The sequence below is a fragment of the Streptomyces griseoloalbus genome, assembly GCA_014650015.1.
GTDB lineage: Bacteria > Actinomycetota > Actinomycetes > Streptomycetales > Streptomycetaceae > Streptomyces > Streptomyces griseoloalbus.
This window is the reverse complement of the sequence record BMUD01000012.1, coordinates 43,537-68,409: the sequence shown is the minus strand read 5'-3', so window position 1 is coordinate 68,409 and position 24,873 is coordinate 43,537. Positions and strand designations below refer to the sequence as shown.

The window sequence follows — 24,873 nt, the reverse complement described above, 5'->3', positions numbered from 1 at the left end:
GAAGCCGCATCCCCCTCGCTACCGCCCGTCCACCCCTCACGCCGCGACGTCCTTCGCCGCGACGCCTTCACGAACCGAAGCACCTAAACCTTCCCATGAAAGTGAAAGCACCGTCAAACTTGTTCCTTGTGCTGGCCTTCGCTGACCCGAGCAGTGGTGAGCGGACCGTGTCGGCTACCCCGCCCCGCGGCCGGCCTCCATCAGGAACGGGCTCGGCTGCCCGCTCCACGAGGCGGGATTGCGTGGTCCCTGGGGTTTTCCGGTCTGCGCACGGGGCTGGTTGACTGCTTCCGCGCGGGCCGCCGATGCCGGGGCTCCGGCCGGTGGTCCGTGCGCCGACAGACCGCTGGGGCTCAACTGAAGGAAGTGCACGTGGAGCAGTTCGCTGCGGGCAAGGTACTGCGCGGCAGGTACCGGCTGGACCGGATTCTGGGCAGGGGGGCGATGGGGCACGTCTGGCAGGGGACGGACGTGTATCTGGAGCGTCCTGTCGCGGTCAAGACCGTCGCCGCGGACCTCCTGGCCCTGCCCGACTGGCGCCGCACCGCCCTCGCACGCTTCGAGAGGGAGGCCAAGACCGCCGCCCGTCTGGACCACGCCAACATCACCACCGTGTACGACGCGGCCGTCACCGAGGACGTCTGCTGCCTGGTGATGCAGCTCGTCGACGGGACGACCCTCGACAACGTCGTCGACGGCGCCGACGATGGGCGCCTGCCGGTGCCCGCCGCGGTCTCCGTGGCCGCGCAACTGTGCTCGGGGCTGTCCGCCGCGCACGCGGCCGGTCTCGTCCACCGCGACCTCAAGCCCCAGAACGTCATGGTCCGCGCCAGCGGCCTGGTGAAGATCCTCGACTTCGGTCTCGTGAAGGTCCTTTCGGACACCGACCCGCAGCTCACCATGACCGGCGAAACACTCGGCAACGTCGCCTACGCCTCGCCCGAACTCCTGGCCGGCGACAGGCCGCTGGACGGTCGCAGCGACCTGTACGCGGTGGGGTGCCTGCTGCACCACATGCTCACCGGCCACCCTCCCTTCCGCGGCCCGGGACCCGCCGAGCTGGCGACTCAGCACCTCACCACGTCCCCGCCCCGATTGGCCGACGGCGGTGTCGACGCCCCGGCCGCGCTCCAGGATTTGGTGCACGCACTGCTCGCCAAGCGCCCCGAGGACCGTCCCGGCGGCGCGGCGGACGTGTACGCGGCTCTCGCCCCGTACCTGCCGGCCCCTGATCCGGCACTCGTGACCCGCAGGATGCCGCCGGAGGATCCCCGGCGGCCGTTCCTCGTGCCCCAGGGACCGATCATGCCGCGTTAGCCGAAGCGAACCGCGGCACGATCCCCGGACCGATCATGCCGCGACCGGTGGCCGGACCTTGATCAGTTCCTTGAGGAACGGGCTCGGCTCCCCGTGCCAGAAGACGTCCAGGCTGTCCCGTGCGCGCGTGGCCGCCACGAAGAGCAGGGACCGGGCGCGCTGCATCTCCGTCCGGTGGCGTGCCGGGTCCGTGGTGCGCCGCTGCTGGACGCCCGCGCGCGGCACCAGCCCGTCGGTCACCCCTGCGATGATCATGCGCTGGTACTCGAGCCCCTTGAACCGGAACATCGTGCCGATGTGGACGCCGCTGTCGCCGAGGGGTCCGTCCGGGCCGATCTCCAGCGCCATGATGCCGTGCTCCCGCAGCGTGTACGCGACTTCGCGCGCCATGTCGTTGGTCGGCACGGCGATGGCGATCTGCTCGTGCGGCACCTCCCCCCAGGACTCGATCAGTGCGGCGATCGCCTCGCGCTCGTCCGCCCAGTCGGCCAGCCGGTGCAGGTCCGGGACGGCGCCGCTGAGCACGGACCGATACCCGGCCAGTGTCTCGGCGCTGCCGTCGAGGTCGTCGTACTTCTCCTCGCCGAGTACGTTCAGCGCCGAGCGCAGGATCTGCCGGGTGGTGCGGTAGCTCAGCGACAGCTTCGACGACCGGCCGCGGATGTTGATGCCGAGGCTGCCGAGGGTCACCTGGTTCTTGTAGATGCGCTGGTGGGTGTCACCGACCAGGAAAAGGTCGTTGCGGTCGGGAGTGGTCATCGCACGCAGCATCTTCCAGTGCGCCGGCCGCAGGTCCTGGGCCTCGTCGACCACGATGTGCCGGTACCGGTAGCGCAACCAACCCCCCGAACCGTCGGCCACGTGGACGTTCTCCAGGCCGCCGGCCTCCTCCCGCCGACGGTCGATGTCCTGGATACGCCGGGCGCGCGCCGCCTCCAGCTGCGCCGCCCGTTCCGCGATCTGGTCCCACGTCTGGACTCCGATCCGGTCCAGACGCTGCGTGAACCGCTCGGCGAGCTGCCAGATCTCGGCGCGCTCGGCACGGCTGACCGTGCGTCCACGGCCGGCGCGGCGGGCGCGGAAGTAGTCCGTGCGGGAGGTCACCGCCTGACCGAGGATCACCTGCGTCCACTCGTCGTGCAGGAACTCCGCGTCCCAGCCGTCCTCGCCCAGCTCGTCGAGGAGCGAGCGCCATTCGCGGACCGCCTGCGCCTCGTCGACGATCCGCTTGCGGTTGCCCGGTTCCGCCTCCCGGACGGTGCGCAGCGCGAGCTGGTCGACGTGGCTGATCTCGACACGCGACAGCAGCGTCTCACCGCCCAGGGCGAGCAGCCGCGAACGCAGGTCCGCCGCGAGGTTCTTGTTGTACGTGGTCAGCAGGACCGGCTTGGTCCGGCCGGCCGGCAGCCGCTCCACCAGGTGCTTGACCCGGTGCAGCGCCACGATCGTCTTGCCGGTGCCGGGCCCGCCGCCCACGCGGGCCGGGCCGCTGTAGTCCCGCGTGACCAGCTTGGCCTGGGTGGGGTGCAGGAACACCTTCCAGCGCCCGAAATCCTCACCCTCCAGCGCCTCGCGCAGCGCGTCGTCGGTCGTGGTGACGATGGTGGCGGGACGTTCGACGGCGGCCCGGAAGTCCTCGGGGTCCACGGGGTCGGGCGCCGCCACGGGGGCGGTCACCTGCTCCAGGACGTCGTCGTACTCCTTCCCGTCGTACAGCGCCAGCAGCACCTCGCCGGTGAGCTGCGGCGCGTACTCGACGAGTCCGAGGAGCTGGTCCTCGGTGGTCAGCGCGGCGACGACCGGCACCAGGGAGGGAGCCACGCCCAGGTCGGTGAGCTGCTGCTCCGACCAGTTCGCGAACAGCGGTTGCCGGGCGGCCGGTTCGGCGGGCTCGGCGGGTGCGGCGGGCCGCGGGGCCGCGGGAGCCAGCACCTCCTCCTGCACGACCTGCAGGTCCACGTACTCGATGCCGCCGGTGACGCGGTTGACCGAGTACGTGAGCCGGTCCAGATGCGTGTACACGTCCTTGCGGTGCTTGACCGAGACGATCAGCCAGTCGTCGTCGGCCAGCCGCAGCAGCAGCGCGCGGTACTCGTCGTTGACGCGCGCCGAGTGCAGCTTGTCGTGTCCCTGCAACCGCTTGAGGCGCAGGCCCGCGGAGTCGGGATTGGTCTTGAACTTGTGCTGGAAGTCGTAGATCGCGCCCTTGACCGGGCGGGGGAGCTTGAGGATCTCCCGGTCCGCCTTGTCGAGCAGGCGCAGTGTCACGTTCTTGCCGGTCACGGCTGTTCATTCCCCCCGTTGTCCGTGGTGGTTCCGTCTGGCTGACGACCTTCCCGGTCGCCGGATGGTGGTGCGCCGGCGAGGCGGTCCGCGAGGGCCTCGGCGGTCCAGTCGGCGGCGGGCCGCACCTTCCAGGCGGCCGCGGCGAACGCACGGTCCCGGTCGACTGCCTCCGGGTCCTCGTCCTCGCCCTCCGGCGGGCGTGGGGCGAGGACGACACCCACGCGTGCGGCAGGCCAGGCCAGTTCGGCCAGCCAGCCGTTCGAGTCGAGCTCGTAGCCGTCCTCGGGAACCGGGACGCCCCGCGCGGCTAGGGACTCGGCGAGCGCGAGCAGGCCCGGTTCGTCCGGGTCGAGGTACTCGATGACCCGGTCCCACGCCGCGTCCCGGACGGGCGGGGTGTCACCCGTGGTGGACACCTCGGCGGTCGCGGGGACCAGCGGTGCCGACGGTGCGGTCGCCGCCGGCGCGGGTGTGCTGCCGGCGGGTGCGGTGGCGGCGAGCGTGACGTGGAGGCTCTCCAGGACGCCGCTGCCGCCCGTCACCGCCAGAGTCTCCACGGGGAACCCGTCGAGGCGGCCGGTCGTGAGCTGGACGGCGTCCCCGCCGCCGGTGTCCAGGAACTGCAGCAGATTGCACCAGTACAGCCAGGCCCGCCAGCGGCGCTTGTGCGCCTCCTCCCGGGCGTGGACGCCTGGCGTGTCGTCGAGGAGGGCGATGCCGGTCCAGGCGGGGGGCCTCGCCCGGGTGTCGGCGGCCAACACCAGCGGCAGTTCCGAGCGGTCGGTCACGGTGAACAGCTGCACCGGGCCGCCCGCTCCCGTCGGTGTTCCGCCGCGTAGCGCCGTCGTGATCTGCTCTCCCAGGACGTCCGGCGTGAGTGCGGCCGGACGGGCCCCGGCGCCCATGAAGCCCGCCAGGGCGGCCTCCGCCCGCCACTGCCAGCACTCCGCGTCCGGCCGGCGCAGGTACTCCACGATCTGCACGGCCGGGTTGACCCACACCGTCTCCGCGAGCTCACCGGGCAGTCCGCCCCGTACGGTGGCGTAGTAGCCGCGGGCCTTGCCGCAGGCCTTGTCCCCGTACGGCTCCCACACCGGGTCGGCCGGTCCCGCGCCCGCGTGGCCGGTGTCCCGGACGCGGCGCCGCCAGTCCCTCACGTCGCCGTAGGTGAGCTGGAAGACCCTGAGCCCTTCGGACCGCAGCCGCGTGCGCTTGTCGGCGTCGTCACCGACGCGATTGTGCTCCCGGCCGGCGTGGAACTCGTAGCCGTCCAGGTAGAGCGCCACGCGCGGGCCGGGCGCGTCGACCCGTTCGAAGAGGACGTCGGGGCGGGTGCCGTCGAGGACCCGCTGCTGGGACACCCGCCACCTCAGTGTGGTGCCGTCGGCGGCGGTCAGCCGCAGGTCCAGCGCGTGGGTGCCGGCCGGGGTGATGTAGGCGTCGCCGCTGGCACGGCTCTCGGGCAGCGCGGCCCACTCCCGCAGCGTGTCGATGAACAGGACCTCGAGGTCGCTCTCGGCCTGCTGGTGCATCGGGATGTGCTGGGTGGTGGTGACGGGAGAGGTGGCCCAGCGCTCGCCGTCCGCGCCGAGCAGTTCGTCCAGCATCTGCCGGACCTCGTTGCGGCTGACCTTGTCGTAGTCGGCCGGCGGGACGCGGCGCAGCAGGCAGCGGTGGCAGCCGTCGAGCCCCTTCTCCAGGCAGCCGCAGCCCTCGATCACCTCGCGGGCTTTCAGCAGGACCTCGCGGAAGCCGTCGGAGGTCGCCAGGCGGTGCAGGTAGCCGGTGCCGCCGGGCAGCCGGTCATAGACCACGAGGAACCGGCGCGGCCAGTCGCGGTCCTCGCCGTCCGGCATGGACGCGGAGGTGATGTCGATGTGGTCGGGGTCGCCGCCGTAGCGGGCCGCTATGCCCGCGAACAGCGCGGCGGTGAACGAGGCGAGCCGCTCCTTGGCCCGTGCCACGGACGCCGGCAGCAGGATGCGGACGGCCTCCGTGGTCAGCTCGTGCGCCAGCAGCAGCGGTACGTCCACTCCGGCGCCCTGGCCCTCCCCGCTGCCGCGCAGCCGCCGGCGCGGGCACCACAGCTGGTGGTGGGCGCTCGCCCGGGTGGAGTGGGCGAGGGACGCGGTGAGGGCGTGCTGCGACTGGTCGACGACCGGCCGTCCGTCGGCTGTCGCGCCGCCGCAGCTCGTGCACACGTAGAACGGGTTCAGACGTACGTCGTCCCCGGCCAGCGGAACCGTGCTGCTGCCGTCCTGCCGGTCGATGCCCAGGTTCAGGGTGCGCACGACGGCCCTGCGGGTGAAGTCGGCGCCGAAGACCGCGGTGTCGTGCCGCCAGGATCCGGCCGCCAGGTGCGCCGGGTCGACGTCGACGGTGGTGAGTACCGCGTACCGCCGGCGGTCGCGCTCGTCGCGGTCGTCCCGCACCCGGGCGTCGTCCCGCTTGTCCCGGGACGTCACGCGCCGGGGCTCCAGGACGTGGTGCACGCAGCCCGCGTCGGCTATCTCCCTCGAACCGCACCGCGGGCACGGCGAGGTGTCGTTCTTCGGGTCGCCGTGGGTGCGCGCGTACCCGCAGGCCGGGCAGAGACGCCACACCGACCAGGCGCGCCGCTCCGGGCTGCCGATGTCGAGGGCGCGCACGACGTGCCGGTAGCCGTTGACGTAGAAGCTGTTGCCGGGCGCGAGTTCGGTGAGCGCCAGTTTGCGGGACCGCTCGTAGGCGCGCGTCTCGCTGCGGTATACCCACTCCCGGCGCTCGTCGTCGCCCTCCGGCGCCTCCGCGTCCTCGTCGTTCCCGGCGGCCTCCTTCCAGTAGAGGGTGGCCTCCAGGGACGTCGTGGTGTCGGTGAGGCTGTAGTTGGGCAGCAGGCCGAGTTCGACGAGGGCACCGTGGGCGTTGGTCTGGCTGAGCCGGCGCAGCAGTTCGCCCGTGGCGCGCCGTTCCGCGAGCAACTCGCGCCGCTCGGCGCCCTGTTCGCGGTCCTCGGCGAGCAGTCCGTCCATGGCGGTGTCGATGGCGGCGATGCGGCGGCGCAGTTCCTCGCGGCGCGCCGTCCACTCCTCCTCGGCCTCCGCCAGCGTGCGCGCGATGCCGCCGGTGGCGTACGCGCGCAGTTCGTCCGCGGCGTGCGGGGACACGCCCCGGTCGTCGTCCGGGCCGCCGTCCGGCGCCTGCGGGAACAACGCCAGGAACTCCTCGACGAGCCGGGCCCCGTGGGTGAGTGCCGCGTCCGACAGGTCCTGGCACCAGCCGGTGGTGCCGAACAGGGCCGACGACAGGCGCGGCACCGGCATGAGCGGCTCGCCGTCCGCCGTGGTGAGTTCGCCGCGCGCCGCCCGGTCCAGCAGGTGTGCCGTGTACTGGCGGCGCAGGATCTCGACGGCCGACAGGTAGCAGCCCGGCGGCACGATGTCACCGGCGATCATCTCGGTCGGGTCGTCCAGGTAGTACCGGTCGCGGGCCCGGCGCCCGCCGAAGGCGATCACCAGGGCGTTGCCGGTCCGGCGTCCGGCGCGTCCGGCACGCTGCACGTAGTTCGCGGGGCCGCCCGGCAGCGAACCGAGCAGGACCGCCGACAGGTCGCCGATGTCGATGCCCAGTTCCAGGGTGGGCGTGCAGGACAGCACGTTGGGGTCGGTGTAGTGGGTGCCCTGCCGGAACGTCCGTTCCACGCCCTCCCGTTCGGGCCGGGTGAGCATGCCGGTGTGCTCGGCGGTGACGACCCGGTAGGTGCCGCCGGTCAGGTACAGGCGGCGGTAGTAGTCGGCCCGGTAGTCGCGCTCCAGTTTCCCGCCGAAGCCGCCGCTGCCCGCCCCGGTCGACGACGTGCCGTGCTGGGGAGGGGTGAGGACGCCGGTGCAGCGCCAGCGCGGGCAGGGGTGCCCGTACCAGCGGGTGCGCCGCTCGGGCGGCACCACCTGCTGCCAGCCGCACTCCTCGCAGGCCACGAACGCCTTGTTGACCAGGTCGTCCGCCAGGAGCCGCACATGGATGTGGCCCGGCTGGAGTCCGTACACGCGGGTGGTGCGGTCCTTGGCGGTGCGCGCCGACAGCACGCCCACGTCCGCGAGGACGGGCAGCAGCCGGCGCAGGTACTCGGTCGCCTGGGCGGCGTCCAGGCCGAGGCAGCGCCGCGTCCAGTCCTGGTACCAGTTGCCGCGACCGCTGATCGTGTCGAACTTGGTCTTCTCCTTGGGCCCGGCGAGCAGGAACCTCGGCGGTGCCACGTACCCCTCGGGGAAGGCCGGCATCCCCTCCGGCCGCTGCCCGGAGATCAGGTACTGGTTGACGCCCGCTTCCTTGATCCAGGTGTCCAGCCACCGGTGCCGGACGCCGCCGCGCAGCCGCATCCGCTCCAACAGCCCCCGCACGTATGCCAGGTACCGATCGGGCGTGGGCAGGCCGCCGTCGAGGCCCAGCTGCCCCGGCAGCGTGAGGTGCAGGTCGCGGGCGAGCGCGACGATGCGGTCCGGTTCGGCGATCACCACCTCCGCGGCCGTGGTCCGGGTCAGCTCCAGGGTGCGTCCGAGCCGCGAGCGCAGCCCGAACTCCATGACGGTCGCGAACGCGAGCCGTTCCCCGATGAGTTTCCACGTCCGCGCGTCTCCGGTGCCGCGTCCCGACAGCAGCCGGTCCACGCCCGGTTCGTCGTGCAGGTCCGGCGGGACGACCGCGGCCAGCGTCTGCGGGTCGTCCACGGCGTCCAGGACGTCGCCGATGAGGTCGTTGAGCGGGAGCGGCGCGCCGGAGTCGTCCAGCCGGTGCGCCAGCAGCGAGCGCAGCGAGAACTTGTACGAGGCGTTGGCGACGTATCCGGCGCGGTGCGCCGCGTCCTGCGTGGAGTCGTTGAACAGCAGCGTCTTGCGCTCCTCCGGCGCCAGCGCGATCTCGTGGCCGCCGGTGAACAGCTGGGTGACCGTGGCGGAGGCGAGCGCGGCGAGCGCGGTGCCGAGGAACCGAATGCCGTTGTCGGCGTTGCACGCCGGGCAGGTGTCGTCCTTGGCCGCCTGGTCGGCGGTCTTCTTGTCCAGGACGGCCCGCGCGAACCAGGCGTCCTGCAACCCCTCCCCGTCCTCGGCGACGGGCATCCGGTAGGTGCCCTGCGCCCCGTCCAGCACCACCACGGACTGCGGGTCGACGCCGCCCGCCTGCTTCGGCGCGGTGCCGGTGAGCGCCGCGAGGGCGTCGCGTGCCTCGGCCGGCGTCGCGGAGATGAAGTACCGCAGCCGCCGCTTGTCACGTCCAACGGCGGCCTGCCAGATCTTCGGCGGACCGGTCTCCAGTTTCTGCGGATCGGCCTCCGGGGACAGCGCCGCCCAGCCGGAGCGGCCACACACCCGGCAGTAGATCGCGGGCAGGTGCGCCTGGGCCGGCCGTTGCACGGTGTCCGAACCGGGCAGCGCCTCGGGCCGCCGGGAGCCCGCCGTCGGCCACTCGTCGCCGTCGGACGACTCCTCGGACGCGGACGCCGCGGTGAGCGCGGAGCGCCGGGCGAGCGTCCGCTCGTCCTCGTACCAGCGGAACTCCGGCCGGGCGCCCACCCCGCTCAGCACCCGCCCCACCGGCCGGACCCACAGGTGCGCCTCGATGTGCAGCAGCGGACGCGGCCGGCGCTCGTCGGACTCCGGGTCCCGTGCGGACGACAGCAACGCCACGAACCGCGACAGCGCCTCCAGAGCGAGCCGCGGGTTCTCCCGAGCGGTGCGCGCCCACGCGTACCCGAAGCGGGCCATGCGGTCCCGCAGCCCCCACTCGTCGAGCGGTTCGCCGTTCAGCAGCGCGAGCACCCCATGGGTGAAGTCGTGTTTCTTCAGCAGCCGCCCGATCCGGAAGGCGTCCAGGCCGCGCCGCCCCAGCAGCCGTTCGGCGAGCCCGTCCAGGTCGAGCCGGTCCGGGTCGGACTCGACGCCCGGCCCGCCGGAGACGTCGATGACCTCCTTGGGGTCGGGGGGCTCGGGCAGTTCGTAGTCGATGTCGCCGACGAAGTCGTCGGCGCTCAGCCGCTCCTCACCGATCACCGCGTCCGGCCCGAACGGCACGCCGAACACCTGCTCGGCGACGGTGAGGATGCCGCTGCCGTCGCCGCCGCCCTCACCGAGGGTCGCCGAGGTCGCCACCGGGCAGATCGACCCGAGCGGCCGCTCCGGCTTCGAGGCGCCGACGGCGGACGCCAGCCGCCGCAGCAGCATCGCCACGTCCGTGCCCTGCGCGCCGTCGTAGGTGTGGAACTCGTCCAGGACGACGTACGCCGGGTCCGCCCCCTCCCATAGTGGCCGGTCCTCGGCGCGCTGGAGCAGCAGGTCCAGCATCTTGTAGTTGGTGATCAGCACGTCCGGCGGCGCCTGGCGCATCTCCTCGCGCCGCGTCATCACCCGCCGGAAGTCCGTGTCCGGCTTGTCGCCGATGTAGAGACCGGCCGTCACCTGCGCCAGCTCCGGCTGCGCCAGGTACTCGCCGATGCGTCCGGCCTGGTCGGTGGCGAGCGCGTTCATCGGGTACAGCAGCACGGCCTTCACACCGCGCCGGCCCAGCGCCTTCTGCCGCCGGCAGTGGTCGAGCACGGGGATCAGGAACGACTCCGTCTTGCCGGAGCCGGTGCCGGTCGTCACGAGCGTCGGCTCGGCCGCCCCCTTGTACGTGCTCAGCCGCTCCCACGCCTTCGCCTGGTGCCGCCACGGCGTGAACGACGGCTGCCACTGAAGCGCCGCCCGCCACCCGTCGTCGGCGGGGTGGAACGGCGTCCGTATTCGCAGGTACGGCCCCCGGAAGATGCCCGTCTCCGGATCCCCGAGGAACCGCTCCAGCGCGAGCCGCGTGTCCTCGTCGGCCAGCGCGTACGTCGTCGTGAGGTACTGCGTCAGACTGCCGCGGAGCTGCGCGGCGGCCAGGGTGGGCTTCACGAGGACCTTTCGGGCAGGACGGCTGACGGGACCGCCTGGTGCGCCGCGCCGTGACAGGCGGCGAGGGCATCGTGACGATCAGCGTCAAAAATAACGCCCACCTCGGACAACGACACCCACCTCGTCGAATCCCGGACGCCGGAGGCCCCTGCCGGGCGATGATGAGCGTCATGATCCGGTCGCTCAGGGCGGGGGGCAGGTCGAGTGCGGCAGGGCGAGAAATCAACGGGGTTCCTGTGCCGGAGAGCCGAGGCGTCGAACGCCACCCCCAACGGCACGGGAGGCTTGTCGGACGTCGGCCGTAGGCTGTCGTCGGAAAACAAGGGGAGACGATGACTGACGACCGCAACGCGATCATTCCGGTGTGGACGCTGGCGACCGGTGACGTCCGGGTGCCCGCACTGGCCGGGGACGAGCCGATGACGGCTGAGCGCCTGGCCGAACTGCGCGGTGTGCTGGCGGCCCTGGCCGACGCGCCGATCGCCACACTCGAGGTGCATCCGCTGCCCGACAAGCTCGACCGCGGCCAGGGCATCCCGCTCGATGCCGCGAGTCCTCTGGCACAGCACCTGTCGCAGCTCATCACGCAGTCGGCGCGAGGTTCCTCCGCGCCGGCCACGGCGACCGCTGCCGGCGAAGGCCTGTACCGCATGGTGGTTCCGGCGAAGGTCGCCGCCCAGCTCGGTCAGGGCGTCGTTCGCCCGATGGTGGCGAAGGGGGCTGCCGGTGGCATCCGCGGTCCACTCGTGAACTCGATGACGGGCCGCATCGCCTCCGGCGCGACGTTCGAGCCGGTCGGTAGAGCGGCAGCGGCGGGCGCGGTCGGGGGAGCCGGTGCGACAGCCGGCGTCGCGGTCGCCGGCAGCGCGGCGCTCACCGTGGCCGCGCCGCTCGTGCTCATGGCCGTGGCGGTGGGGGTGAGCGCGAACGCCGACTCCAAGCGCCAGCAGGCCATCGAACGCATCACGGAACTGCTGGAGCAACTGCACGACAAGGAGCTCAATGACGAGCGCAGCGAACTCGACGGCTGCCGCGATGCCATCGACAAAGCCACCGCCGTGCTGCTCGACCAGGGCAAGCTCGGTGCCTCGCTGGGACTGGACTCGGCGGTGCACGCCATCAGCAAGGCGCTGGCCGCCGCCGACCGCCGCCTCGCCCAGTGGCAGAGCGCACTCGACGAGCTGCCCGACGGCAAGGCCGTCGAGATCGGCACGCTGACCAAGGCGTTCCCCGGCGTCGACGAGGGCGGCGGCACGTTCCGCGCCCACCTCGAACTCGCCGCCCTGGCCGTTGCGCTGAAGCGGCGGGTCATCGTCCTGCAGGCCGTCGAGCATGCCCAGACCGACTCCGGCAACCCGTTCGAGAACTTCACCCGCGCACTCAAGGCCGACCAGCGGCGCCTCGACACACTGGAGTCGGGCATCGCCGGTGTCCTGCAACGCCTGTCGGCGCTGGAACTGGCACGCCCGCAAGGTCTGCGGCCCGTCTTCACGAACGGTGAGGTCGATCGCCTGATGCGCGCGGCGAACCGGATCCACAGGCTGCGCGACGGCGTCACGGTCAACGGCCCCACGACGGACGTGGCGATCGAGATCGCCCGCGACAAGGACGGCTCGGTGGTCGTGTTCCCCGCGCTGGCCGCGTAGGCGTAGGCGTGCTCACATTCTCTCGGTGAGTGGTGCGGGGATGGCCCGAGACCTCGAACGCGGTGATGGCTCTCTTCGCAATGTTCAGCACCATGACCGACGGCAGGGCGGTTGCGAGTCCCGGGACCCCTCATGCCGCTCGCCAGCCACTTCACCGACCTCTTCCGCTGCACGCAGCGGTGAAGTCGAAGTGTGCGTGCGGTCCGAGGCGTCCAGCGCGTCGTCGGTCAGGTGAGTCGCTGTCGCCCGCGTGGGACCCGTGGTCACCGGCTCGGCGGCAGACCGGCAGCTTGGCAGGGTGATCCGCCGGGCGCCTACCGGGGGGCGCCTGGCCGACCACCCAATGCGGTGCTCACCACCGCCCACACGGTCTTGCCGGGGCCGTGGCGGCGGTCGGTGACGCCCCAGTCGTCGGCCAGGGCGGCGACGAGGAGGAGGCCGCGGCCGGACTCGGACTCGGTGTCGGGGTCCGTGGGGACGGTGGTGGCGGGCCGGCGTTCCGTGCGGGTGTCGGAGACCTCCACGCGCAGCCACCCACCGTCCGCCTCGGCGGCCAGCCGGACGTGGAAGTCCCGGCCGGGAACGCGTCCGTGCTGCACGGCGTTGGCGCACAGCTCGGCGGTGATCAGCGACAGCGTCTCGTTGACATGCCCGGTGTGGGGGTGGCCCCAGGAGTCCAGGCAGTGCGCGACGAACAGCCGGGCCAGGCGGGCCCCTCGCGGGGTCGAGGTGAAGGCCATCGCGAACTCGGTGGAGGGCATGGGGAGGAGGGAGAGCAGCCGGGGCCGCTGCGGGGAAGGACTGTGCATGTCGTCAGCGTGGTGGCTGCGACGGGCGTGTCACCAGCAGCGACGCCTGTACGGAGCGGTGCTGTACGCGGGTTCGGAGGCGGGCCCGCCCCGGCGGGAGGGACCGTCCGTGGTCAGGTGCGGCGGGCGGCCCAGACGGTGCGCTCGGTGCGTACCGTCAGGTCGTCGCGGCGCAGGACGCTGTGCGGGCCGCCGGTGTCGAGGAGCCGGTCGAGCGCGGTGAGGTCCTCGGGGGCGTTCTCGGGCAGGAAGCGGGGGTGGCCGGCCAGTTCGACGACGGCGAACAGGCCGCCGGGCGCGAGCGCGGCGTGGACGGTGCGCAGGGCGCGGCCGGGACGGGCCATGTGATGCATCGAGGCCGACGCCCAGACCAGGTCCGGTGAGCCGAGGCCGGGCCAGGCGTCGTCGTCGAGGTCGGCCCGCACGGTGCGTACGCGCTCTTGGACGCCGCGGGTGTGCGCCTTGGTGCAGACGCCGCAGGTGTTCGGCGGAGGCGTCGACGGCGGTGACGTGCGCGTCGGGGAAGCGGTCGAGGAAGGCGAAGGTGCCCGCGCCCGTGCCACAGCCCAGGTCCACGATGTGGTGCGGGGTGGTCCGCAGCGGCAGCCATGCGGTGATGGAGGCGGTGTGCTCGGCGAGGACCTCGGCGTCCGGGTCGAGGATCTCCGCCTGGCCGTCCGTCGCGTCCTCGTGGTGGTGACCGTGCGGAGCGCCGGGGCGGGAAGCGGTATGTCTGCCGGCCGCGATGGACCACGCCGGAACGGTCCTCGCGTAACGGCAGATCGACACGAAGAGCAACGAGACACCTGCGTTTTCATCCCTCTTCTGGACGGCCTGGCCCTGGAGAACGCCGTCGTCACCGCGGACGCGGCCCACACCCAGCACGCGAACGGTATCCGGCTGCGCGAGCAAGGCGCTCACTGCATCGCTGTCGTGAAGGGCGACCATCCCGGCCTGCTCAAGCAGCCGAGGAAACTGTCGTGGGCTGCCATCGCCCTGGACCACGGGGACCGCACCAGGAGTCGGGTCCGGCTCTCCTCATCCCTGACCGGGATGTGTCCCGAAGCTGAGCGAGCCCACGTTGCCGCGGGCGATGCTGGGCCTGGTGGAGTCGATGGAGGAGCCTTCAACCGTCATGCCGGCCATCCTCCCCCGTGACGTCGCCCGCCCACTGGCGTTCCGGAATCCCGGGCGGACGGATTCCGAAGTCGCGTCGGCCCCGGCCCACGGCCGCCGAGGACCCGGCGGTGGGCTGTACAGCGGGCGGGGGCACGGTGTGGGGCCGGGACAGGGGCTGTCAATTCTGCGGACAGGCAGAGCCGTTGTCCCTATGGTGGGTGGTGAGGGACGGTCGGTGCTCGACGGGGGTTCCGTACGGGGCTCCGCGCCGGGCCGCCGAGCGGGAACACCACCTATCACGTCGTGAGGGGACGGCATGACGGCGACCGCGCCAGCGGGCGGGACACCGGAACCCCGGCCGAACACCGCCGGGAGCACCGGGGGCACCGGGGGCAGCACCACTCCGGGACCGGCAGGGCGGAACGGAACCCCGGACGGTACCTCACCGCCCGCCCCCGTACCGACCCCGCCGACGCGGCCCCCGGACGTGCCTCCTCCGCCCCCGACGTCCCCCGGCGCGGGCGGCGGGGCCGACGACGGTCTGCGGACGGTCCTTCCCGAAGTGCTCGGCGTGCCTGCCGGAGCCTCCCGGCGTAAGAGGAGGCTGTGGTTGACGGTGGCGACGGTGAGCGCTGTGCTGGGAGGTCTGGGCGGTGCGCTGCTGGCCTACGCCATGATCGGGCCGAGCGTCACCAAGGAGAACGACTCCAATAAGGAGTACGACGCCTCCCAGCCGCCGTTCACGGTGTCGGTGCAGCCCGAGCAGAGTGCGCCCCGTGAGTGGGCGATGGTGCTCGACCGGACGCTGACCGACGAAGAGATCCGGAAGATGAAGGCCAGTTCGGACGTCTTCTCCTACCTCAAGTCCCTGGGCGGCCGGCCGCTCGCCTACGCGCCGCTGCTGGAGCACGCTCCGCAGCGTTACCTGGAGGAGCAGAACTCCAGTGGGCACATGGAGTTCTCGGACAACTTCAAGATGACGGTGATGAGCAGACGCCAGTACGCGGTGACCATCAACGACTGGAAGGTCACCGACCTCACATGCCGGAAGAGCACCGCGCAGGCCGTCGTCGGCCACCCGCCGCAGGGCGGGGCCGCCTACGAGGGAATCCGGCTCCACCTTCCGCCCCGCGCCGACGAACCGGTGCTGACCGACGACACCGAGGGACAGGGCGAGCCCTATTTCGGCAACCGCTTCGTCGAGGTCGGCAACGGTCAGTCCTCGGGCGGGCTGCGGGCGGAGGTCATCGCGCCGCGGGGACAAGTGTGCGAGTGGGGCGTCCAGGTCCACTACAACGACACCTATCGGCCGGAAGGGCGGTGGGTCCAACTGAAGGACGACAAGGGGAAGCCGCTGCGCATCCGCACGGAGTCCGTTCCGGAGAACCCCCGGCAGCGCTGGGTCTTCGGGGCCATGCCCTGGACATCGTGTGACGACATGCCCGAGGAGGGGGAGTGTTACGGGCTCTGACGGGCAAGGTCGCAGTCCTGGTCGCCGTGCTGGCCGTCCTGTGCGTCCAGGGGTGCAGCTCCTCGCAGTCCGAGGAGGAGAAGGGGCCGGCGCCGGGCCCCTCGGCGCCCTACTGGGGCAACCGCGCATACACTCTCCCGGACAGCCCGTTCACCCGCGAGGGCACGGTCGTCACCGCCACGTGCAGCATGGGCGCCCGCTTTGCCGGGGTCAACGTGCAGGCCTGGGATCCCGAGCGGTGGGAACTGCGCGAGACCCGGAACTTCTTCATCCCGGTCGACGCCGCGTTCACCAACTACCCGGACGTCAAGGACGTCCACAGCCCTCTCGTGGACCTCTGCGGAGTGAGCTCGGACAGTCCGTCGCCCTACGCCGTGGACGATCTGGAGTACGTGACTCCCCGGGTCCGCGCCTTGTTCGACCTGGCGTACACGCGCATGGCGGTGGTGCTCCGGGACGCGGACGGCAGGACGACGCACGCCGGCTACGTGGAGAGCGAAGGCAACGCCGACGACTTCGTGAGTCTGAGCGACGCGGAGGGCGACGACGAGCAGAACGCCGTGATGGCGCCCGACGGACGCAGCGTGTGGTTCACCTACGTCACCGCCGACGGTGAGCGCAGGATCGGCTCGCGGTCCACGGAGGGGGATCACCGGCTGTCGGACGAGGGCCCGGCGATCGGGCACGACCTCCCCCTGGCCGTCACCGGGAAGCCGCCGCACGCCGTCCAGGCCAACATGGTCCACCTTGCCCCCGACGGCCGCCGCCTCACCGCGACCGCGCCGAAGATCTACGGGCACGTCTTCCACACTCGGGATTCCTCGGGCCCGCTCACCGCGGCGTCGGGCCGCTCCGCCAGGCTGCTCAGTGGGTGCGTCGGCATCGTGGGCTGGGTCGCGGACGAACGGGTGCTGTGCCGCACCCAGTCCGGCAATTTCCGGACGGTGGACGCCCGTAGCGGCCGTGCCGAGGGGAACGCCGTCGCCGTGATCCGAGAGGACGACGGGAGGGTCGCCGAGGGGATGGTGGTCTCGGCGGACGGTGAGAAGTTCATCGTGTCCGTTCACTCGCCCAACGACCGCTCGGGGCAGCCGTTGGGCCTGGGCGACTTCCGGGTGGTGTCGACCTCGGGGGAAGGGGGCGCGGTTCCTGTCTCCGCCGAGTCCTTGACCAGCGACACGGTGTTCCTGGAGTGGCGCTGAAGCACGCGGGTGCGGGTGTACAGGCGGGGGCTGTACGGGGGAGGGCGGGGCGTTCGTACGCGGTACGGGGAAGAGGGCATGGGACCGGGCCTCGACCCGGCGCACCCTCGCCCGCCTGGAGCGGGAGGCGGGCCGGCTGCCGCAGGCGGTGGACAGCCTGGCCGCCGTACGCGACGCCCTGGCCACCCCGGGCGACGACTCACTGCGCCACTGGCAGCAGGTCAACCTCGGCCGTTTTATCGCCGAGGAGCACTACCGGCTCACCCTCGCCCCGGCCGACGCGGGCCGCCCCGAGGAGGCCCGTGTCCTCCTCACCGCCGCCGACGCCGTACTCGGCGAACTCTCGGAGAACGCCGCCAAGGGCGTCCGCGAGCTCGCCGGGCGGACCGCTGCGAGAGTGCGGGAGGCCGACTGAGGACGGGCACGGCGGGCGGGGCCCGCCAGGAAGCAGGGGCTGCCGAAGCAGCCTCCCCGCCCGCTGCTCCGGGCGACGCACCACCGTCAGCGTGGCATCCTTCGAGCTCGCCGACGGGGAGAACGCCCGGACCACCGACTCGACGGCCGTCACGACGACGGAGACGGGTCTGAACCGGCCTTTTCAGGAGCGTGCTCGAGCGGCTGGGGGACCCGAATTGTCGGTCAGCTGCCCTGGTAGATCGTGGTGCACAGCAGCGTGGCGCCGTCGTCCACCAGGGCGGCCCAGTAGCGCGTCTGGTCGCCTGCCACCCGGCGGCAGTTGTTCGCGTCGGCGCCCGCCGGGGCGCGGTAGACGCCTGTGATGTGCATGATCTGGTTGTACGGGGCGGGTACCGGTTCGCGTCGGCAGGCCACGGCCGTCATCAGCGCGAGGGAGATCGAGTCGCCGGACTGCCGGCCGAGGATGCAGTAGTTGGCGTGGTAGACGCGGGTGAGGCAGAGTTTCGTGGTGTCGCCGGTGGTGGTGGACCGGTAGCTCCAGTACGACTTCCCGTAGCCGGTGGGGCAGGCCGTGTTGATGGCGGTCACCTGGACCTGCGCCTGCTCGCCGGCGCAGGACACGGGGTCCGGCGGAGCACCGACGCTCCAGTCGACGCTGGTGGTGCCCCCGCGGCCGGTGTCGTGGACCGGCAGGCAGTCGCCGGCCGAGACGGCTTCGAACGCCGCTTCGGTGGGATCCGGAGTGGGAGTGGGTGTCGACGGCTCGGGGTCGGGCTCGGGCTCGTCGGCGCTTTCCTCACCGTTGTCGGAGTCATCGGGGATGCGGTCGGTCGGCGAAGACGTGGACGGGGCCGGGCTGGAACTGGAGGGGGGCGAGTCGGTCAACAAGTCCTTCAGTTCCCCCGGGCTGCCCACGCCCAGCCAGGCCAGGATCGACAGCACGGATGCGATCCCGCCGACCAGTGCCCATGACTTGGCAGCGGAATGATCACCGGATGCGTCTGCCACCATGCCCTCCCCCGCTGAGGCTCAGGCGATGTTAACCATTCTGGCGCCGCTGGGAGCCGAACTCCCTTTATCTCAGGTCTGTCGGCCTTCATTCGCGCAGATCCGGCACTCCACTGACTCGGTGTCCGGTCAGATCATCCGTTTATCGTCTTCGTCCATCTGTCCAGCGAGCGGTACGGGCCATGGGGTGGGGTGGCCAGGGCGACTTTGGGGGAGGGGAGGCGGCCCGTGTCTCCGACGATTCCCTGGCCAACGGCACGGTGGTCCTGGAGTGGCGGTGAGCCGCGCGGGTGTGTATGTACGGGCGGGTGTTGTACGGGGCGAGGGCGGGCGCTCGTCCCCGGTACAGGGGAAGTGGCACCAAGTGGCGGGAAAGCTACGGTGTGTGTCCTTAGAGTGAGCTGTGAGTGACGGTCGGGTGTGGTGCCTGCGGCGGGTCGAGGGGTGGGCGCCACTGTGCGGGTGGGTGAGGTGAGGTCACCGGTGACTACGGCTCACGGTGAGGGCGAGACGGGCATCCTGCGGTGTTTCGGTCAGCAGTTGCGGCTGCTGAGGACGAGCAGGGGGCTGACGCGGGCGGAGCTGGGTGCGAAGCTCAGTTACGGCGAGGACATGGTTGCCTCGGTGGAGTTGGGGCGGCGCATTCCCAAGCCGGAGTTCATCGAGCGGGCGGATGCGGTGCTGGAGGCCGGCGGGCTGCTTACGGTGATGAAGGAGGAGGTGGCTCGGGCCAGGTATCCGGCGTTCTTCCGGGATGCGGCGAAGTTGGAGGCGGAGGCGGTTGAGCTGCATGTGTACGCCAACCAGGCCGTTCCGGGACTGTTGCAGGTCGAGGAGTACGCGCGGGTGGTGTTCGAGATGTGGCGCCCCCTTCTGGACGAGGAGACGGTGAACCAGCGTGTAGCCGCCCGGCTGGCTCGCCAGGAGCTGTTTGCACGCAGGACCATGCCAACGATCAGCTTCGTCATCGAGGAGAGCACTCTGCGACGGCCGCTGGGAGGGAGCGCGGTGATGCGGGCACAGTTGGAGCAGATCCTCCTCTACGGCCAGCAGCGCAACGTCGAGATCCAGGTCATGCCGACTGACCGTCGCCAACACGCTGGGATGGGTGGCCCGTTCACCTTGATGGAGACGAGCAAGGCGCAGAGGATCGCCTATGTGGAGGTGAATGAGCACAGCCACCTCTACAGTGAGCGGCCGGTGGTCCGAGGGTACGAGGAGCGGTACGGCATCCTGCGAGCGCAGGGCCTCACGCCCTCGGAGTCACTGGCCTTCGTTCAGAAGCTGTTGGGAGACCTATGAACACGGAAGACGCAAGCCTCCAGCCCCGCTCGGCACTGCGCTGGTTCACGAGTAGCTACAGCAGCGGCGCGGGTGGTGAGTGCGTTGAGGTTGCTGTGGAGGCTGCCGCTGTTCACGTGCGTGACTCGAAGCGGGTAGCCCAAGGTGGGCCTGTGCTGAAGGTTAGCTCTGAGGCGTGGTCGGCCTTGCTCGACACGATGTGAGCTGGCCGTCCACGGTCAATCGTGCGAGGCAGACAGTGGATCGCGAGGTCGGCGCTTCTCTCAGTGAAGCGCCGACCTGCGCGAAGAAGTTGAGGTACTCAGGCTTCACGAATTGTGGGTGGAGACCAGCGGCCAGCAGCGATCTCCTTGTCCAACCGAGCTTGAAAGTGTGCGTGCGCGGCGCGCATCTCGGCTTCGCGATCGGCCTTGTAGAAGGGAGCGGTGTAGCCAGCAGGGGGTGGGGTGGTCTCTGGGTCCTCCAGGTGGACCAAGACATCGATGTAGTCCTGTTTGGTCTGGCCATGACCGAAGGTGTTGAAATCGGCCGCCACCTTGCGGCCCTTGGCGTCGAAGTAGGTTGCCGTCTCGTAGTCGTACAGCTGCGGGAAGCGAGTCTTGAAGATGGCTACGAGCTGGTCGGAAGTGATGCCTAGCCAGACCGCGACGAGCGCGTCGATCTCAACGAGCGCGGCGCGGCGCTCGTGCTCGGTGCGGAGCGGGGTGGTGTACTCCCAGGTCGACTTCAGACCAGCGGCTAGGGGCTGCAGGTGTGGCCAGTGGGGATTGGCCCAGTCTTCGTAACCGGCCCACTGGGCGTCGAACAACTCCGCCCAGAGTGAAGCGTAGTGAGTGGTGAGGGCGTTCAGGCGGAGGGTGCGGAGAAGGAGGGCCGGGGCGAGGGGGTGGTTCGGATCGGGGGCTGGCATCTTGCGGGCCTCAGAGACATGAAGATTCGAGCGGCCCGTGACCCGTAGTACGTAGTCGAGAGGCAACGATGCCCAAAAGCCTGCGTTAAGTACGGTGAGACGCGTGTCTGATAGGGCCATTGAACGCACGGCGTCGACATGGGCCGGTCCGGGTGGGATGAGGGCGGCTTGAAGGCTGCGGCTGGTGTTGAAGGGGACCATTTTGCGCCACGCCAGCCGGAAGAACTCGGTGAACGGCTTTCCACTCCAGGAGTCCTGAGCCGCTAGGTACTTCGCCTCATCGGCGGCCCGCACATAGTTGGTCACAGGGATGTATTTTTCGGGCAGTGCCGTCGGCGAGAGCGTGTTCCAGTGCCTTTGGTTCCGGCAGGGAATCATGGGCTCATTCGAGAAGGGGTCGGCACACGAAAAATGCGGTCCTTGCAGGATGACATCCGAGAGCTCGGGTACGGAATGGTTGCCCCACCGGATAAGCCCGTCCTTCTTGGCCGTGGTCTCGTTGTATCCTTGAGAGATCATCGGGTTGAAATCGGCCAAGATGACGTGATGGCTAGTCAAAGCGTGGACAGCACCTAGTTCGCTACGGAGGACCGGATATAGGAGAGGGCTGCGGGACGCTTCACCAGTTGATCCCGTCAGAGCTCGCCAACTGGCCAGCAATTCGGCGGTCACATGCACTACACGTTCTTGATGTGGTCGAATGTCCCACGAGCCGTTATTTTTAATTCCAGGGGTTGCGCCTTCTCCATCGTGAGCGAGTGAATCGGGTAGCATGTTAGCGTCGCGAAGTTGGCTCAAGTGAAGGAAATTTGGAGCTTGCGACGTGCCGTAGACGTGCATCCCGAACTCTTGGGAACGAGAAAGATCTTCGAAGGCCCAGTTCGCCGAGTTCACGAAGTGTGCGTGCACTCGCAGATGCTGATACGCGGCGGCTCGGATCGTGCCCTCTCGCACGCCCCCGAAGTGTGTGTCTGGGTGGATCAGGCCCGCACTCCCGTAGGGTGCGAGGTGCTGCCACACCTGAGCCATAAAAGCGCGGTAGAGGTCGCTCTTGGTCCCCGCGAGCAGCGGATAGACTGCCGGGCTGCTGAGTACGGCTACGATCCCTGCATTAACCGCCAACTCGTTTAGAAAATAGGATCTGCTGCGATCTTGCGCGTTGAGTGTTTCCTCCCTGCGGAGGCGCCACTCGGCGGCGCTCGGTTTCTCAGTCAGCATGAACCACGGATCTCGCTCCGCGAGTACCTGGTCCTCATACCATTGAGGTTGCACCCAAGGTGGGTTCCCTACTTGCAGGTCGTATCCACCCCGCGCAAACACCTGCGCGAACTCCAACTCCCAGTGAAAGAACCCCTGCCGGTCAGCCATATCGCGCGTAACCGCCGCCCACGGATACCGCGACTCCAGCGAGTAGAACCGCTCCATGCCCATCCACTCGGGCAACTCGTCCTCGTACCGCTCCAGTTCATCCAGCGTGTCGAACTGGGCCACCAGCGAATCCGCAGCCACATCCTGCGTACCCAACAGCGACTCGGCGAAGTCAAGCCAGTCGTCCAGCGAGGCCAGCGCGATCACCGGGCGGCGCTCGCCCCGGATCTGCTCCTTACGGCTGCCGCCCCGCGCACCCTTCGACTTGACCTCGACGACCTGGACGTCACCGAACAGGTCCTCCGACTCGTACGTCTCCCGCGCGGGTGCCCCCGCCTGCCCCGGAACCGGAGTCGCCGACACAGTCCACCCCGACGACTGCGAAGCAACCTCCGCCGCCCGCACGTACGCCTCATGCGACCCGTCCAGCAGCGCAGCCTCCTGCACCGGCCAGAACCACAGCGCACACCACGCGTCCATCAGCGTCTTCAGACGCCAGTACGGCGTGTCCACCGCCTCCAGGTCCGCCTTGACCTTCTCCCTCGGCACCGCGACCTCGGGCGACCGCAGCCAGCCACCCTCCGCACCCCACACGTCGATCCGCCGCGAGATCTCCCGCTCGGAGATCTCCAGCCGGCGCACGACCAGCCCCCACAGGTACTCCGCCCGCCGCGCCAGCCCTTGAAGCCGCTTCGTCTGCGTGGCACTCGGCGACTTGGTGATCGCCTTCCGCCAAGCGGCCAGCGCTTTCGCCTCCGCAGGAGCCAGCGCCTTGGCCTCCTTCTCGGCCGCGACCGCGCCCCACTCCTTCGCCGGAAGCAGGAAGTGATGCACCGCCCCTTCAGGCAGCGGGGCCCCCGCCAGCGCCTCCGACAACGGGAAGCGTTCCGGAGTCGTCCCCAGCCAGCCGCCCTTCTTCAGGCGCTCGGCCGAGTACACCTCCCGACGCCCGCCGATCAGCGAGTTGCCGCGCCGCAGGTGCAGCCCGAACCACGGCGCCTCCATCCCCGGATGCATCGTGTTGAGCCACAGCGACACCTCCGCCAGCTCCACCGCCGTGTTGTTGAGGTCCACGCCGTAGGAGTTGTGCAGGGCGATGTACGCCTTGGCCTTCTGGAGCTCGACCGCGTACTTCTCCGTGTCGATGGCGACGCCCAACTCGTCCTGCCGCCGCCGCAGGTACTCCGCCGCGACCTGGTTGATCGCCTCGTTCAAGAACGCGCCCGAGCCGAGCGCCGGCTCGCAGATCTTCCACTCCAGCAGCTCGCGCGCCTCGGTCACCGTGTCGTCCTGGTCCAGCCGGTGCTGCAACGCCAACTGCACGGTCACCCGAGTCAGCGACTCCGGCGTGTAGTACGAGGCGGACGTCTGCCGGTCACGCCCCGACAGGCGGTACACGAACGCGCCCGGCGCGTACCGAACCCGCCGCTCCTCGCCCGTGTCCTCGTCCTTGTGCCGGACGAACACCTCGTCGGGGTACTCGTCGGCCTTCGTCGCCGGAACGAGCCACGAACCGTCCTTCGGGTCACCGTGCTTCGCGACCTCGTACAGTTCCTCGCCCGCGACGAAGCCCGAGTACGACATCAGGCCCTCGTACACGGCGCCGAGCTGGTTGATCCCCAACTGCGCGTAGGAGATGAAGCCACCGCGCTCCCGCCGCTTGCCGCGCGTGAGCATCAGCAACCGCAGCACCCGGTACAGCGTCTCGTTGCGCAGCCGGGTGTCGATGAACCGTTCCCCGCCCTCGACCTCACCGTCGACACGGGGGTCCGGAACCGCACGCGCGCCGATCAGCCGGATCGCCTCCGGCTCGAACAGCTTGGAGTGCAGCGGCTCGAACCGCAGCCCCATGTCCTCCGACGTCTTCGCCGTCACGGTTTCCGACGCCTCCGCGTCCACCCCGTGCGTCCGACGCGGCCGGTAGCCCTCCTGGACCTTGTGGAACAGCAGGTCCAGCGACTCGTACAGGTAGAACCCCTTGCGGGACTTCTCGTCGACGAGATCCCGCTCGGCGATCAGCTCGCCCAACCGGCCCAGTCCGTACCCCATCTGGTACTCGGGGTAGTCCGAGGGCAGGATGCCCAGCTCCGGGCGGGCCTCCGCGTACAGCAGGAACAGGACCCGGTACAGGTACCGCAGCGACTCACGGGTCAACTGGCGGCCCAACTCGGGGAGTTCCTTGACCTCCTCCGGACGGACACCGCCCTCGCGGATCCGGTCCAGCACCTCGTTGGCGATCAGCTCGACGCTCAGCCGCAGTCCGTCGCGCAGCTCGCTGGAGACGCCCACCGCGTGCTTCGTCGACTTGTCGACGAGCGTGGCGAGGGGGTTCTCCCCGCCCTCCTCCGGCGTGCGCAGCGAGTCCGCGCCGAACAGGGCGGCCACCGTGTCGAGTTCGCCGCCCGCCTTGGTGTCGTTGCGTTCCAGCACCCGGTCCAGCGACACCGCGAGGTAGCGGCCCTCGCCCCACGCGGCCCGGTCGGCGAGCACGACGACGCCGCCGACCAGCAGCAGCACGTAGCGCGGCGCGTCCTCGCAGGCGAACAGGAAGGAGGCGAGCTTGGAGCCGGTGGCGACGGTGTGCTGGCCGTCCAGCCGCAGCTCGTCCAGCAGCCGCCCCGCCCCGTCCGGGTCCAGCGCGTCATCCGGCTCCGCCGACCAGCCGCAGTCCAGCGCGACGAGATCCTTCTCCGCGTGCGCGACCGTCACCTCGTGCGACTGGTCGGCGCGGACCACGGTGAGCGTGCCCGGCTTGGCGTCGAAGCCGAGGGCGCGCAGCACCTCCCCGTTGAGCGTGCGGACGCGGTCGCGCCACTCGGGAGCGTCGTACGTCATGGCGTCGTCACCCGTCGCCGCCCGCTCCTCGTCCATCGTGAAGTACGACCGAGAGGCGAAGTAGGCGCGGCGCAGCGCCCGCAGGCCGGCGCGCGGGGTGACCGGCAGCGCGCCCTCGGGCCGCTCGGCGCCGGCGGCGTCCTCCTCGCGCTGCTTCCACTCGGCGAGCAGACCGGACTTGAGGTCCTTGGGGAGGACCTCGGCGAGGTAGTGCGCGGAGAAGTAGTCGCCGCGGTTGACCAGGGAGTCGAACGTCATCGTGTGAACCTCTGGGT

12 protein-coding genes and 1 pseudogene are annotated in these 24,873 nt (G+C 70.6%); 7 read left to right on the top strand and 6 right to left on the bottom strand.

Annotation, left to right across the window (positions count from 1 at the left end):
- Nucleotides 1–372 precede the first annotated feature (372 nt).
- A complete protein-coding gene (locus tag IE178_RS19270) occupies nucleotides 373–1,317 on the top strand; it encodes a serine/threonine-protein kinase (RefSeq protein ID WP_184763052.1) in 945 nt (314 codons plus the stop codon).
- Between the two features lie 33 nt (nucleotides 1,318–1,350).
- On the opposite strand, the gene IE178_RS19265 is transcribed toward IE178_RS19270, so the two are convergent.
- Entirely contained in the window at nucleotides 1,351–3,600 is a 2,250-nt protein-coding gene (locus IE178_RS19265) for a UvrD-helicase domain-containing protein (RefSeq protein WP_184763053.1), read from the bottom strand.
- A complete protein-coding gene (locus IE178_RS19260) occupies nucleotides 3,597–10,511 on the bottom strand; it encodes a DEAD/DEAH box helicase (RefSeq protein ID WP_193513173.1) in 6,915 nt (2,304 codons plus the stop codon). Before IE178_RS19260 ends, IE178_RS19265 begins: the two co-directional genes overlap by 4 nt.
- A 332-nt stretch (nucleotides 10,512–10,843) precedes the next feature.
- On the opposite strand from IE178_RS19260, the gene IE178_RS19255 reads away from it, so the two are divergent.
- Nucleotides 10,844–12,157 (top strand): hypothetical protein, encoded by a 1,314-nt coding sequence (locus tag IE178_RS19255; RefSeq protein ID WP_193513172.1) that lies wholly within the window; start codon nucleotides 10,844–10,846, stop codon nucleotides 12,155–12,157.
- Nucleotides 12,158–12,471: 314 nt separating this feature from the next.
- Here IE178_RS19255 and IE178_RS19250 read toward each other — a convergent pair whose 3' ends face one another.
- Entirely contained in the window at nucleotides 12,472–12,966 is a 495-nt protein-coding gene (locus IE178_RS19250) for an ATP-binding protein (protein ID WP_318280132.1), read from the bottom strand.
- A 113-nt stretch (nucleotides 12,967–13,079) separates the two neighbouring features.
- Nucleotides 13,080–13,713: pseudogene (locus tag IE178_RS19245) on the bottom strand (class I SAM-dependent methyltransferase).
- A gap of 997 nt (nucleotides 13,714–14,710) precedes the next feature.
- Here IE178_RS19245 and IE178_RS19240 point away from each other — a divergent pair.
- The 3 genes from IE178_RS19240 (at nucleotide 14,711) to IE178_RS19230 (ending at nucleotide 17,173) form a co-directional block, all read left to right on the top strand.
- Nucleotides 14,711–15,556: a hypothetical protein gene (locus IE178_RS19240; protein ID WP_229875530.1), complete on the top strand. Its 846-nt coding sequence runs from the start codon at nucleotides 14,711–14,713 to the stop codon at nucleotides 15,554–15,556.
- Nucleotides 15,541–16,758 (top strand): hypothetical protein, encoded by a 1,218-nt coding sequence (locus tag IE178_RS19235; protein WP_318280131.1) that lies wholly within the window; start codon nucleotides 15,541–15,543, stop codon nucleotides 16,756–16,758. Before IE178_RS19240 ends, IE178_RS19235 begins: the two co-directional genes overlap by 16 nt.
- A 148-nt stretch (nucleotides 16,759–16,906) precedes the next feature.
- Nucleotides 16,907–17,173, top strand: a complete 267-nt coding sequence (locus IE178_RS19230; protein WP_318280130.1) for a hypothetical protein — start codon at nucleotides 16,907–16,909, stop codon at nucleotides 17,171–17,173.
- Nucleotides 17,174–17,397: 224 nt separating this feature from the next.
- Here IE178_RS19230 and IE178_RS19225 read toward each other — a convergent pair whose 3' ends face one another.
- Nucleotides 17,398–18,186 (bottom strand): LppU/SCO3897 family protein, encoded by a 789-nt coding sequence (locus IE178_RS19225; RefSeq protein WP_318280129.1) that lies wholly within the window; start codon nucleotides 18,184–18,186, stop codon nucleotides 17,398–17,400.
- A 480-nt stretch (nucleotides 18,187–18,666) separates the two neighbouring features.
- Here IE178_RS19225 and IE178_RS19220 point away from each other — a divergent pair, with 480 nt between their 5' ends.
- Both IE178_RS19220 and IE178_RS19215 read left to right on the top strand, forming a co-directional pair.
- Entirely contained in the window at nucleotides 18,667–19,485 is an 819-nt protein-coding gene (locus IE178_RS19220; protein ID WP_193513169.1) for a helix-turn-helix domain-containing protein, read from the top strand.
- Nucleotides 19,482–19,688 (top strand): DUF397 domain-containing protein, encoded by a 207-nt coding sequence (locus IE178_RS19215; protein WP_193513168.1) that lies wholly within the window; start codon nucleotides 19,482–19,484, stop codon nucleotides 19,686–19,688. Before IE178_RS19220 ends, IE178_RS19215 begins: the two co-directional genes overlap by 4 nt.
- Nucleotides 19,689–19,786: 98 nt before the next feature.
- Here IE178_RS19215 and IE178_RS19210 read toward each other — a convergent pair whose 3' ends face one another.
- The gene (locus IE178_RS19210; RefSeq protein WP_193513167.1) at nucleotides 19,787–24,856 is read right to left on the bottom strand and encodes a class I SAM-dependent DNA methyltransferase; all 5,070 of its coding nucleotides are present in this window, start codon (nucleotides 24,854–24,856) and stop codon (nucleotides 19,787–19,789) included.
- Nucleotides 24,857–24,873: the final 17 nt, after the last annotated feature.